Below are 13517 nucleotides of genomic sequence, written 5' to 3'. Positions count from 1 at the left end.
CGATCTCGGGCGATGAACAATATTCAGCCGACCAGCCTTATCAGCCCACAAGTCTTGCGACCGCGTCGGCAGGCGACATCGTCTCGCGAGCGCCGTCGCTGCGTCGTTTGATCTCGACCTTGCCGTCGGCGAGCCCCTTCGGCCCGATCATGATCTGCCAGGGGATGCCGATCAGATCGGCGGCGGCGAACTTGGCGCCGGCGCGCTGATCGGTGTCGTCGTAGAGCACGTCGACGCCCTTGGCCGCGAGCTCCGCATAGAGCTTCTCGCAGGCCGCATCGACGGCCGCATCGCCCTGCTTGAGGTTGAGAATCGACACGCGGAACGGCGCGACGGCCTCCGGCCATTTGATCCCGGCATCGTCATGGCAGGCCTCGATGATGGCACCTAACAGGCGCGACACACCGACGCCATAGGAGCCGCCATGGATCGGCACGTCGACGCCGTCGGGGCCCGCCACCAGCGCCTTCATCGGCTCGGAATATTTGGTGCCGAAATAGAAGATCTGCCCGACCTCGATGCCGCGGGTGTTGACCCGCTTGTCCGCGGGCACTTCCCGTTCGAAGCGCGCGGCGTCGTGAACGTCCTCCGTCGCCGCATAGACCGAGGTCCATTGCTTGATGATCGGCGTCAGGTCGCTGTCATAATCGACATCCTCGCCCGGCACCGGCAGGTCCAGCACGTCGCGATTGATGAAGACGCCGGATTCGCCGGTTTCGGCGAGCACGATGAACTCGTGGCTGAGATCGCCGCCGATCGGGCCGGTCTCGGCGCGCATCGGGATCGCCTTCAGCCCCATCCGCGCGAAGGTGCGCAAATAGGCCACGAACATCTTGTTGTAGGCGACGCGCGCCGCGGCCTCGTTGAGGTCGAACGAATAGGCGTCCTTCATCAGGAACTCGCGGCCGCGCATCACGCCGAAGCGCGGACGCTGCTCGTCGCGGAATTTCCATTGGATGTGATAGAGATTGAGCGGCAGATTCTTGTAGGACTTGACGTAGGCGCGGAAGATCTCGGTGATCATTTCCTCGTTGGTCGGCCCGTACAACAGCTCGCGCTTGTGGCGGTCGGCGATGCGCAGCATCTCCGGGCCATAGGCATCGTAGCGGCCGCTCTCGCGCCAGAGATCGGCGAGCTGCAAGGTCGGCATCAAGACCTCGATCGCGCCGGAGCGGTCCTGCTCCTCACGCACGATCTGTTCGATCTTCTTCAGCACACGGAAGCCGAGCGGCAGCCAGGCATAGATGCCGGCCGCCTCCTGCCGGATCATGCCGGCGCGCAGCATCAGCCGATGCGAGACGATCTCCGCCTCTTTCGGATTTTCCTTCAGGATGGGCAGAAAGAACCGCGACAACCGCATGGTAATACTCTGGGAATCAGTGATCGCCCGCAGTGAAACCGGATTGGGAGCGAAAACACAAGACCGGGAATGAGGAAAAGCCGCTAACGCGGCGGAATTCCTGTCATTTTTCCGTCGACTTCAGGTTCGGCTTGAGCAGCAGCATGCCCTGCAAAGTCGGCGAGCCTAGGGCGGCGCCACCACGAGTTCATCTTCCAGCACGATCCTCTCGAAGTCAGTCACCAACGCGTCGATCCGCACATGCCAGCGGCCGGCGAAGGGTAACTCGACTCGAGCGGCGTCCCCTCGCCGGTCATGAGCTGAAGCACGAAATCGTCCGCGCCGGCCGACATGCTCGGTCTCCCGAGAGCCGAGACCGGTCTCATTTCATCTTCATTCCCGAGTGATCCGGCATTTTCTTCATGTCCATGTGACCCGAGTGCCCCGCATCGCCCGGCGCCTGCGCGCCGACGCCCTGGACGTCGAGAGAGACGGCGACCTTGCCGGCCTTCTCGAATTGGAGCGTCACGGGCACTTTGTCGCCCTGCTTGAACGGGCCCTTCAGCTCTTGGAGCATCAGGTGATGGCCGCCGGGCGCGAGCTTCACCGTCTTGCCGGGATCGATCGCCAGTCCCTTGTCGAGCTGGCGCATCTTCATCACGCCGTTGTCCATGGCCATCTCGTGGATCTCGGCCTTGCCGGCGATATCGGCGGACACGCCGACCAGCCTGTCCGCCGCCGTGCCCTTGTTCTCGATGATCAGATAGCCGCCGGCGACCTTGGCGCCGCCCGGCGTCGCACGGCTCCACGCCTGCGAGATGACGAGATCGCCGGCCTTGACGTCGTCGGCGATCGCCGGCGCTGCGCAGAATGCAAGAGCGAACGCAGCGAGCAGCACATCTTTCAGCCTTGTCTTCATATCGGTATTTCCTTTGCAGATTGAATTTCAGTGTTTGGAGAGCTGCTGCGCCGACCATTTCTCCAGGTCAGACATTTCGGCGGAGCCTTCGATCGTCGTGATGCTCCCGTCCCGAGAGATGAGCATCGTCCTGGGTATATCGCCCTGCCAGGCAGGATCGATCTCGAACCGCAAGCGCTCGACAAAGCCGTCGTTGAAGATGAAGTTCTCGGTCGACGACAGCCCCGCCTTGTCGAGCATCGATTGCGTCGCCGCCGGCAGGTTCGGCACGAGGTCCGCGCTGACCGTGACGACATCGATTTCGGGATGGTCCTTCGCAAACTTCCCGAGCAACGGCAGCTCGACTTTGCAGGGCCCGCAGGTCACGCCCCAGAAATGCACGAGCGTGGGACGACCTGCATGCCCCCTCAGCACGCCTTGCCACGTGCCGCGTTCGAACGGCTTGAGGCCCGGAGGCGCTCCGAGGGCAGGCGCCGATGCGATCAGGATACCCAGACCTACAATAGCTGCAAATCGACGTCTCATCGTTGGTCCTCGATCGCTGTGAGCCGGTAGCCATCCGCTTTCGTCATCCATGACAGGTAGACCTGTCCGCCATTGGAGACGAGTAAGGGATGGTCGGAAGTGTCGGTCGTGCTCGATATCGCCTTCGGCGACGACCAGGTCTCGCCATCGTCGTGAGAAATCGTCATCTGGACCGTCGTCTTCTCGCCATCGAACTCCTTCCACACCATCACCGTCCCCGCCGGGCCCGCGAGCACGAAGGGGCGCGTCGGATTGCGATCCGGCCGCCCCAGCGCCATCGGTGCGGAGAACGTGCGACCCTCGTCGCGCGAGTGGGCGTAGAATAATCCCTTGCGTGCTTTCCCGTTCGTGTACCAGGCGACGTGATAGGTTCCATTCGGCCCGACGGTGAGGCTGGGCCCGTGGTGCGGGCAGGCATTGATCTGCCAGTCGTCGTTGCTGACCCGATGGATTTCCCCTGGCGTCGAGACGTCGGTGAACGTCATGATCGCGTGATCGCGCACGCCCCCCTCGAAGATGTTCCTGAAGATCACGGCCGGCCGTCCCGGGGCCGCGAACGCTATTCCCAACCGGCAGCACTCGCAGGTGCCGTCCCGGGCGAGATGGGCCTCGGTGTAGGTGGCGCCGCCATCGCGAGACGAGGCAAAGAACAGCGCTGCTCCCTCGTACTTCCGTCCCGCCTCTCTTGCGGGAACACGATTGCGCTTGTCGAGCCAAGCCGCAAAGACCGATCCGTCCTGATCGAGCGCCAGCGCTTCGAAACGCTGGCTCTCATTGCTTGCGGTGATGGGTTTCAGCTCCGCGAAGCTCTTTCCGCCATCGGTCGAACGCGTGTAGAGCACCTGGCCGTTGAAGGCTTCGTCCCTGAAGATCGAGAACGCGACGGCAATGCCGCCCTTGCGATCGACCACGATCTTCGGCCGCGCATCCGGCCCCCAATCAAGGTTCAGCCGCTTCGTCGTGACCTGGACGGGGAACGAGAAATTGCGGCCCGCATCCTGCGAGCTCGCGACCGAGACCTGCCCTCCCGCCATCCAGACCAGCCACAGCGTTCCGTCCGGAGCGAATGCGGGCGTCGCCTTGGTTGCACAGCGCAGCGTCGGCTCCTCACACGCCGCTTCGGACGCATGCGGAGCACGCATCTGTCCGAGCGCCGCACCTTGCAGCAAGGCGAAAGCGACGATCCCGAGCAGGCCAGTTCGGATCAATGCCCTACTCCCTTCAATAGCTCGGATCATTTGAACGCCACCTTCATACCCGCAACGAAGGCGCGCGGCGAGCCGGCATAGATCGATCCTGTGGTGTTTGCGAGCACACTCGCAGGATTTTGAAGGCCGGCCGCCGTCACCGTGTTGGCGATGTTGTTTGCCGAAGCGATGTAGGTCCGGTCGAATACGTTCCTGACCTCGAGAAACAGATTCAGCGACCTGAAGGTGTCGGACACCAGATCGGTCTTGTAGTGAACGTTCAAATTGACCAGCTCATAGCCGGGTGCCTTCAGCAGATTCGCATTGTCCATGTAGAAGGAGTCCTTCCACTGCAGTTCGACAAAGCCTCCGAGACCTGCAAGCGGCCCGGCGAACTCGTCATATCCAATTCGCGCCGTCAGCTCGTTGGGGGAGATGCCGGGAATCTTGTTGCCGGCACGGTTGAAGCTGAACACCGCCCCATTGGTGATGTTCTCGACATACTCGGTGTAGACCTCGTCGAGATAGGTGTACGCCGCCGTGAACCGCCAGCCCGGATAGAACTTCCAGTCAGCGGCCAGCTCGATGCCGCGGTGCTCCGACCGTGGCGCGTTGAACGAATAGGATATGCCGGCAATCGGAGTCGCCTGACTGACGATCTCGTTGCGGAAGAACTCGTAGAAGCCGGTCGCGCTGAGCTTGAGCGTGTTGTTCGGCGTCCAATCGAAACCGAGGTCGTAACCCAGATTCTTCTGGGTTTGGAGCTGGGTATTGTTGCCCGACAAACCCGTCGGAAGGACGAAGAGGTTCGAAACCTGCGGAGTGCCGTATCCCGTGGCAACTCGTCCGCGGAAGAGCCATTCGTTGTTGAGATTGTACAGCAGCGCCAACTCCGGCGCGGCATTTTGAAACTGCCGGTCTGCGGTCGTCAGGGTTGTTGTGGTGATGCCGGTGGGACCCGCGTACGCATACGCGGTGTTTGTCCCCTTGAGTAGCGTGGTCTCCCAACCAATGCCGGCGACCGCCGTCAGCGAGGTCGTCAGCCTGAGCTCTTCCCTGGCACGCACACCATAATTGGTCGTTTCGCTGAAGAGATTGCTCGAGAGCCTGCCGAGCGTGGCATTGCCCCCCGGCATCACATTTCGCGTGTCACTCGACGCCGTCAGAGTGTTGTAGAAGGCGCCGAAGAACGCGGTGGCCTCCATTCCGAGAATCTCGCCGCGCTTGGTGAGATCGCTCATGTAATTGTACGACGGAAAATCTCCGATCGAGCTGGTCTGTCCAGTCGGCTGGCTGATGTTCCTGTCGTCGAACACGAACTGGTTGCGCCACGTCATCGTGTTGTCGAAATCATGCTCCCACCGGCCGCCGACGATGGTCCGCCGGTCGTTGCGGCCGAGGCCCGCCTGCAGGGCCGTTTCCGTGTCGGTTCCGGCAGTTGCGTTGAAGCCGTTGTTGAACAGCCTGACCGTCCCGCATCCCGGCGCGGCGGTGGCACCAGTAGCACATCCCTGCTGGAACGGATTGAGGTCGTACTGGTTCAGCGACTGCCGGATCGGCAATCGCGTGCTGAGGTCATTGTTGATGATCTTGACCGTGAAGCGGTCGTCCGGCGTCGCCTTGAGCGTGCCGAGGAAATTGACGGTCTGGGTATTGTACCAGCTGTTGCCGATATAGCCATCGCCCCGCACGTCGCTCGCGAACAGCGAGCCCTCGAAATTCCCGACCTTCTTGCCGGCGGCCAGGTAGTTGTTGAGATAACCGTAGCTGCCGCCGTCCACGCCATATTCGACGCCGTCGATCGTGCCGCCGGGCCTCGTCCGGAAATTCAGCGCGCCCCCGGTCGCGTAGTTGCCGTAGAGCGCCGAGGAGGGGCCGCGGATCACGTCGATCGCGCCATAGGCGTGGGGATCGATCAGGTCGCTCCGCGACAGGCCGTCCGGTTGCGTCACCGGGAAGCCGTCGTCGAAGATCACGAGATTGCGGATGGCGAAGCCGTTGCGGGCGTTGGATCCGCGAATCGAGATTCCGAAATCACGGGGGCCATTGCCCTGCTTGATCGAAATGCCCGGACTGTCGCGCAAGACGTCGCTGACCGAAAACGCGGGGCGATTGTCGAACTGGCTGCGATCGATGGTCGTCGCGGTCTGGCCGGCCGGCGATTGATTGAGTCCAGCCCGCGCTGCGCCGGCAGACCCGACCAGATTTTGGGCCGGCGCGCTGGCGGTCGCGTTCTGCGCAACGGATCTGGCTGCGCGTCCCGCCGAAGCTGAGCGCAGTCGCGATGGCCGGGTGATTGGTTTGGGGCGCGAAGGCTGCGGCGCCTCAACGGTCACCGCGGGAAGCGCTTCCGAGGCGCCCTGAGCCAGCGCGTCCGAGCCGATCGAGGACACCAGCCCGCAAAGCACGGGCAGGCTCGCGCGGCTGATCGCACGAATGCGTAACATCTCTTGAATTCCTGACATCCGGCACGTCGGCCGGTCCATTGCACACGCCATCGGCACGGCAACGGCGCGCGCCAATGGTTCGGTTTGTCGCTACGTCAGGAGAATCGAGGGGGTGCGCGAGCTTGGGCGCTCGAGCCCTTGTAAGCGGGGATGGCGGACACATCCGCGGCGAGCCACACGACACGTTCGGGGTGACGCAAGGGAGTGGCGAGCGCAACCTGCGGCGGCGAATCGAGCGTCGCGTTGGCCTGGGCCAGGCAACAAAGGGCGCACGCGCCGGCATGCGCGGTCGGCGAGCCGGTCGGATCGTTCAGTCCGCCGCCCTGCTCGCCCGCGCTGTGGCAGATGACGGCGGCGGACAGCGGATCGGCCATAGCCTGGCCGGCCGCCCAGCACGCGGCAATCGGCGCCAGCACCTGCATCACCAGGGCGAGCAGGACGATGGGTAGGAATTTCTGTAGCCGTGCGCGCATCTGCCGAACCATTCGTTCGTCAGCCAACTAAACACTGCGGTCAGGGCTGAGTCGAGGTCAGTTCCGCCGCCTTGTTGGCCCAGCGCAAATTTCTCGAAGACTGTGGTCGGCGCGCTCCAGCACCGGCGCCCGTCCGCCATTTAAGGCAGGGCAACCATCCCCGTCTGTCCACAAATTTCATATACTTGTCATATATTTAGGTGAATTTGATCTCGATCGTTTCGTTAACTGCTCGAATTTTGAACATTCGTTGCCGAAAATGATGACAAGTGAGAAAAGTTGATCTAGCATCCCCCTTGCTCAGGCTGGCCGCGAGGTCGAAGTCTGGTGGTCCAAGTCTCGGGAGGAGCCCCTGGCGCGCAAAACGCAGCGTCGCCCCGTCAATCAAGAGCAAATCTTAGAATCGGGGATAATAGGGTCGACACAATTTTCGAGCGGGGCTAGGGCCCCGCTCTTTTTTTACCCGCGCGGCTGAACTGCCGATGAACGTGGCCTCTCATCCAATCCTAGACCACGCGCGGCGATCACACCCGCCCGTTTACCAACGTCTATTCGAGCTCCATTTGGAAACGCAGGCGATGTTCCGCTCGAAGGCAGCGAGTTGGCGAGGGATCGACGCTCGCATAGACGATCGAAGCGACCCTCGACTTCGCTGTTGAGCGCCCCGCGGGCATCTCCGGCTGATCGCCTGCGAGGTCGCCTCGCACGATGCTTACGGCACGCCCGCGTCGTCAGGGATACGCTCCGCGATCTGCTTGACGTAAGTGGACGCCGGAGATCGCGCAGGCCTAGGATACATTGCCTCATGGATATCGACGCATGCGCCGCCGCTCCGGCCCGACGCTTTGCGCTGCACCAACACTGGCTTGCTGCAATCTCGCGGTTGATTGCAGATTGAGTGCCAACAACTCTTGTGAGAGACTTTCGGAGATCGGTCGCGCAAGCAATGACGCGCCGGCGACAAGATATACATGGGAGCGAGCGATGTCCGGGACGAAAGATTTCTCGACGACGAGGCGCGATCTTCTCCAGGCGGCAGCGACCGCCGGCGCCGCAACTGCCATCCTCGGCAGCATGGGCATAAACCCCGCACTGGCCGCCGCGGTCGGACGCAGCGAGAAACCGCTGAAGGCGGCCTTCTCCAATGCCGGCCTCCAGGCCACATGGTGCGCGCAAGGCAAGCAGGCCGCGGAGTTCTGGGGCAAGCTGTTCAACGTCGAAGTCACCTGGTTCGACGGCCAGCTCGACGCGGTGAAGCAGCGCGCGGCGATCGACAACATGGCCTCGCAGAAATGGGACTTCGTCGCGATCCAGGCCTTCGGCATCGGCACCCTCACCCAGCCCGTGCAGAAGATGATCGACGCCGGCACGCCCGTGATCGACATGGACACGCTGATCGCGCCGCTCGACCAGATCAACGTGCACTCCTTCCTCGCGCCCGACAACGAGTTCATGGGCGCCTCGGTGACGCAGGCGCTGTGCAACGCCATGGGCGGCAAGGGCAAGATCATCATGACGCAGGGCGCGCTCGGGCATACCGGCGCGCAAGGACGGGCCAAGGGCTTCAACTCGGTGGTCAAGCAATTCCCCGGCATCGAGGTGCTCGACACCCAGCCGGCCGACTGGGACGTCTCCAAGACCGCCCGCCTCTGGGAAACCTACTTGACGAAATACCCGCAGATCGACGCCGCGTTCTTCCACAATGACGACATGGCGCTCGCCGCCGCCAACATCATGAAGGCGCGGGGCCGCACCAACATCCTGATCGGCGGCGTCGACGCCATGCCGCCGGCAATCCAGGCGGTGAGCGAAGGCCGCATGTTCGCCACGGTGCGCAATCCCTCCTGCCGCATCCATGGCGGCGCCATCATTGCAGGCGTGTCGGCCGTGGTCGGCGGCGAGAAGAGCGGACAGGGAATCCCGAAGAACGTCGTCACCGACGGCCCGGTCGTGACCAAGGCCAACGCCGCCGGCATGCAGTGGATGCAGGATCACTTCCTGATCTGAGCCTCCAAGACCTGAACTTTCATGCCTGAGGGACAACAGCCCATCCTGGAACTGCAGGGCATCACGAAGAGCTTCGGCGGGGTCGAAGCTCTTCGTGGTGTCGACTTCGCGCTCTATCCCGGCGAGATCCATGGTCTCGTCGGCGAGAACGGCGCCGGGAAAAGCACGTTGATGAAGATCATCGCCGGCGTGCACACCGAATTCTCCGGCCGCTTCCTGGTCGACGGGAAGGAGATGCATTTCCGCTCGGCCCGCGATGCGCATGCCGCCGGCATCGCCATGGTGCATCAGGAGCTCAGCGTTGCGCCCGACCTGACGGTCGCGGAGAACGTCTTCCTCGGCACCCAGCCGACCAACGCCCTTGGCCTCGTGCAATGGCGGCGGATGGCGCGGGAAGCGGGCGAGCAGCTCGCCCGTTTCGGCATCGACGTCGACCCGATGGCGCGGCTCGGCGATCTCCCGATCGGGCTGCAGCAGCTGATCGAGATCGCGCGCGTGCTGTTCTCCGGTGCGCGCATCGTCATCCTGGACGAACCGACCTCAGCCCTCTCCCCGCCCGAGGTCGAGCGGCTGTTCGCAACTCTCCGGCGGCTGCGCGAGGAAGGCACTGCGATCGTCTTCATCTCGCATTTCATCGAGGATATCCTGCGCGTCTCCGACGCGGTGACCGTGTTCCGCAACGGGCGGAAGGTCGCGGAGACGGCGAGCGCCGCGACCAGCAAGGGTGCGCTGATCGAGGCCATGATCGGCCGCGGCGGCGAGGCGCTCGAGCATAGCTACACCGACGATCTGATGCTGCCGCAGCCGAGCGCTAGCAAGGTCGTTCTCAAGGTCGATCAGCTGTCGCTGTCCCGCAGCCTTCAGGACATCTCGTTCGAAGCGCGTGCCGGCGAAGTGCTCGGCATCTACGGCTTCATGGGCTGCGGCCAGCAGGAGCTGTCGCGCATCCTGTTCGGCAAGCTCAAACCGGACGGCGGCACGCTGGCGGTCGAGGGCTCGCAAAGAAAATTCGCCAGCACGGCGGCGGCGCGGCGCGCCGGCGTGGCGCTGGTGCCGGAGAGCCGGCGCGACATGCTGTTTCACCAGGAGCCGGTCTACAAGAACATCTCGATCAGCATTCTCGATCGCATCTCGGCCCTGCTGCTCAAGCCGGCGCGGGAGCGCGACATCGCCAAGCGCCAGGTCGAGCAATTGCAGATCCGGCCGCCGGTGGTCGGCCTCGATCTCGGCATGCTCTCGGGCGGCAACCAGCAGAAGGTCGCCCTCGCAAAATGGCTGACCTATCCGCCCAAGCTGCTGGTGCTGTGCGAGCCGACCCGCGGCATGGATGTCGGCGCCAAGAACGACGTCATCAACATCGTCCGCGACCTCCGCGCCAGGGGACTTGCGATCATCGTGCTGTCGACCGAGCCGGAAACGGTGCTGTCGCTGGCCGATCGCATCCTCGTGCTCAAGCGCGGCACGTTGGTGCGGGAATTCAGGAACGAGCCGGTCAGCAAGGACCGCCTGTTGGAAGCGGCGTGACGGAGAAAGCACATGAGCAGCGAGACGGCCTTGGCGGCGGGGCGGAGGGCGCGGGGCCTTGCACCCTTCCTGCGCTCGCAGATGCGCAACATCGCCCCCTTCCTGACGCTGATCTTCCTGACCGCCTTCTTCGCCTTCGCCAGCCCCTCCTTCGCGACGCTCGATAATCTCGGCAACATCCTGACCCAGGTGTCGGTCACAGGCATCATCGCGGTCGGGCTCACCTTCGTGATCCTGTGCGCCGAGATCGACCTCTCCATCGCCAGCATCGCCAACGTCACGGGCATTGCGGTCGCCTACTTCACGCTGCAGGAATCCTACGTCAACATCGCCAACGTCCCCCTGCCCGGCGCGGTCGCGATCATCCTGTCGATCCTGCTCTGCGCCCTGCTCGGCCTCGTCAACGCGCTGGGGCTGACCGTGATCGGCATCCCCTCCTTCATCATGACGCTGGCGATGATGCAGATCGCGGCCGGCATCTCCGCGCTCCTGGTGCGCGGCCAGATCGCCTACAAGGTGCCGAGCCTGATCACGACCCTCGGCTCGGGCTCGATCGGTGGCATCCCCTGGATCGTCATCGTCGCCGCCATCATGCTGCTCGGCGGGCACCTGGTGCTGACCTACACGCGCTTCGGCCGCTACGTCTACATGGTCGGGGGCAACCGCGAGGCGGCGGAATATTCCGGCCTCAACGTCAAGCTCATCTTAGGCAGCGTGATGGTGATCTCCGCGGTCTGCTCCGGCATCGGCGGCATGCTCGGCGTCGCCCATTTCGGCAGCGCGCAGCAGAACGAGTTCGACACCTATCTGCTCGACTCCATCGCCGCGGTCGTCGTCGGCGGCACCAGCCTGTTCGGCGGACGCGGTGGCATCGGCAACACCATCGTCGGCCTGTTCGTGCTCGGCGTGCTCAACAACGGCCTCGACCACGTCAACATCGACAGCTTCCTGAAGATCCTGATCCGCGGACTGATCCTGCTGGCGGCACTGGTCATCAACGTCTACGCGCAGCACTTGAGGGAAAAAGCGGCGGAGTAGACGGCCGCCAAAGCAAAAATACGAAAACAACCCCATGCACAGTAGCCGGGGCCAGCGGAATCAATGGCTTACCGGCGACCTCGCGAAATTGCGGATTTCGCGAAGTGAATTTTGACTCGTCGGGCAAAACAGGGGTATGGTGTCATCATGGCGGTGGCTTCGATGAGCCGTGGCTTGCCTCGTCATTGCGAGCGCAGCGAAACAATCCAGAACCTCTCCGCGGGTGCATTCCTGGATTTCTTCGCTGCGCTCACAATGACGACGCGGCAGCGGCGGTGCTGAACAACGTACGGAATGCTGCTTAGCTCCCGATCTCCCGGTCGGCGGCAGCCGCGAGAAGCGGAAACTGCAGTGGCTCGCGTCGGCGGCCACGCTTTTCCAAGATCTATACTCCAGTCGATATTGGATATTGACCGGCACATTGCTTAGTAATCTTGGTGGTTTGCGCCACACTACTATTTGCCGCGACTGCGCACGCTCAGACACAGCCAGCAGCAGCGCCGAAACCAACTGGGGAGCCATCGGCCTATTGCCGCTCCGGCGCTCAGGCAATCTTCTCTGGTTCAGGTGAAGCGGAGCTAGCAAATCTGCAGCAGGCCTGCCGGCGCGGCGACATCATCGCGGTGTCGACTGCGGGCCAGAGCACGGTCTTTGCGATCGGAAGACTGTGCGACTTCAGTAAGTCGATCATCAACGCCGGGAGCTTCGTGCTCTGTTCTCTTACAGCCACTCGGACCCTGAGATAGTGTTCGGTCTGTTCAAATCACATCGGAAGGTTGGTGCCGAAGCGGCCGTCAACGCCATTCGCCCCTGATAGCGACGATCCAACACAACCAGGGACTGCCTTCGAGCTTTTGGACGAACTACTATATTCTCGGCTTCTTCACATTTACCGCCGGGCATCACATCAAGCTCGCGACGAGGGGATCGATCAAAGACGCTGAACTGAGCGCGGCGGTCGGTGACGTCCTTACGACGGTTTCGAACCTGAACGGACAGGAGTTGGTCCAGCGCACCATCCAGATGTCTCACAATGATGAGTTTGATTTTAATCGAGGCGCCGACGACGCGGCTGCTATTTGCTTTTACACAATGAGGATTTTGAAGAACGAAGCTGAGCACCCACTAGTGACAATGGCCTCTAAGGACGCACAGCGCTCTACTGACGGCGGTAATACCGAGGCAGAGAGGCGCGCATACATTGCGTCTATGATGATGCTGTCCCTCATGAACGAAGTGCACAGCCTCGCGTGAGGAAAGATGATGGTCGCGGCGCCCGGCAGCCGCAAATCAGACGGCCCCCTTCCCCCCGAAACCGCGCCGCAACCATATGAAATGAGCCCGGACGGCTATGCACAAGAAAGCCGACGCCGACAAAGATAAGACATCTCGCATTGGAGTAGTTGCACGAAACTTTTCGGCCACAGCCTGGCCACTACCCTAACTTTGTCTTTCAAGACATGGCTGGAAAGCAAGCACTACAGCCACTACCTGCAATTCCGATCGCGAAGCGACGCGCGGGCCGAAGCCGAGGGTTGGTTTGAAGCCGAAATCCGCGACTACCCGGATTGTGCCGCCGGTGTGCATGAGCCAATCCTACGCCCGCGCCGGCCCGAAGTGAATCCCCTATTTGGTGCGCGCTGACGGAATCGAACCGCCGACATCCTGGATGTAGGCCAGGCGCTCGTTCCGCTGAGCTAAGCGCGCGGCTTCCGATTTTTCTGATCTGGCGACGCTTTCTTTGAAGCGGATGGTTTCGGCTGGCCGATCCAGCGGGATTACCCGACCAGCGGCGGCCGACAATAAATCTGCTCGAGCCTTTCCGGTTGGCCGCGCCGCCTCGATTACCAGATAGGAGGACCAAAACCATGCGCGATTGCGCGGCGGCCGCGTCGCCAAGGCCATGAATTTTGCAGCAGCAATGAGACGACCATGACTGAAACGGCGACGGCAGCGACGAAACAGAGCAACGGCCGGCAAGCCCGCAGGGGGTGCGGCCGAAAGGTCGCCCGACCGACGAGACCCGGCGCGGCGCTTCAGCCGGTTGCGCAACCATGG

9 protein-coding genes, 1 tRNA gene and 1 pseudogene are annotated in these 13517 nt (G+C 62.7%); 3 read left to right on the top strand and 8 right to left on the bottom strand.

The genetic code is table 11. From position 1 onward, the window contains the following. Positions 1 to 40: 40 nt before the first annotated feature. From proS to IVB23_RS39080, 7 genes and pseudogenes are all read right to left on the bottom strand, one after another. Entirely contained in the window at positions 41 to 1360 is a 1320-nt protein-coding gene (gene proS, locus IVB23_RS39110; RefSeq protein ID WP_061879532.1) for a proline--tRNA ligase, read from the bottom strand. A gap of 165 nt (positions 1361 to 1525) precedes the next feature. Beyond that, positions 1526 to 1686 (bottom strand): annotated as a pseudogene (locus tag IVB23_RS39105) (copper-binding protein); the annotation flags it as partial. A gap of 35 nt (positions 1687 to 1721) precedes the next feature. Then, the gene (locus IVB23_RS39100; protein ID WP_061879533.1) at positions 1722 to 2258 is read right to left on the bottom strand and encodes a copper chaperone PCu(A)C; all 537 of its coding nucleotides are present in this window, start codon (positions 2256 to 2258) and stop codon (positions 1722 to 1724) included. 27 nt (positions 2259 to 2285) lie between these two features. Further along, the gene (locus IVB23_RS39095; RefSeq protein ID WP_061879534.1) at positions 2286 to 2783 is read right to left on the bottom strand and encodes a TlpA disulfide reductase family protein; all 498 of its coding nucleotides are present in this window, start codon (positions 2781 to 2783) and stop codon (positions 2286 to 2288) included. Beyond that, positions 2780 to 3991, bottom strand: a complete 1212-nt coding sequence (locus tag IVB23_RS39090) for a sialidase family protein (protein ID WP_247802118.1) — start codon at positions 3989 to 3991, stop codon at positions 2780 to 2782. Before IVB23_RS39090 ends, IVB23_RS39095 begins: the two co-directional genes overlap by 4 nt. Before the next feature lie 26 nt (positions 3992 to 4017). Next, positions 4018 to 6417: a TonB-dependent receptor gene (locus tag IVB23_RS39085; protein ID WP_247802117.1), complete on the bottom strand. Its 2400-nt coding sequence runs from the start codon at positions 6415 to 6417 to the stop codon at positions 4018 to 4020. Between the two features lie 95 nt (positions 6418 to 6512). Further along, complete coding sequence (locus IVB23_RS39080; RefSeq protein ID WP_197488716.1) at positions 6513 to 6890, bottom strand: DUF2946 domain-containing protein; 378 nt, start codon at positions 6888 to 6890, stop codon at positions 6513 to 6515. Positions 6891 to 7874: 984 nt separating this feature from the next. Here IVB23_RS39080 and IVB23_RS39070 point away from each other — a divergent pair. The 3 genes from IVB23_RS39070 to IVB23_RS39060 are packed head-to-tail and all read left to right on the top strand — an operon-like array spanning position 7875 to position 11459. After that, complete coding sequence (locus IVB23_RS39070; RefSeq protein ID WP_028177658.1) at positions 7875 to 8897, top strand: sugar ABC transporter substrate-binding protein; 1023 nt, start codon at positions 7875 to 7877, stop codon at positions 8895 to 8897. Between the two features lie 21 nt (positions 8898 to 8918). Further along, a complete protein-coding gene (locus tag IVB23_RS39065) occupies positions 8919 to 10421 on the top strand; it encodes a sugar ABC transporter ATP-binding protein (RefSeq protein ID WP_247802116.1) in 1503 nt (500 codons plus the stop codon). Between the two features lie 12 nt (positions 10422 to 10433). Then, on the top strand, positions 10434 to 11459 hold the full coding sequence (locus IVB23_RS39060) for an ABC transporter permease (protein WP_247802115.1): 1026 nt from the start codon (positions 10434 to 10436) through the stop codon (positions 11457 to 11459). Positions 11460 to 13090: 1631 nt separating this feature from the next. Here the strand turns inward: IVB23_RS39060 and IVB23_RS39055 are convergent. Continuing rightward, a tRNA-Val gene (locus IVB23_RS39055) sits at positions 13091 to 13166 on the bottom strand. Positions 13167 to 13517: the final 351 nt, after the last annotated feature.

The sequence above is a fragment of the Bradyrhizobium sp. 191 genome (assembly GCF_023100985.1).
In the GTDB taxonomy this organism is placed as follows: domain Bacteria; phylum Pseudomonadota; class Alphaproteobacteria; order Rhizobiales; family Xanthobacteraceae; genus Bradyrhizobium; species Bradyrhizobium diversitatis.
Note: the sequence above shows the minus strand (reverse complement) of the source record. Positions and strands in the feature narration are given on the sequence as shown.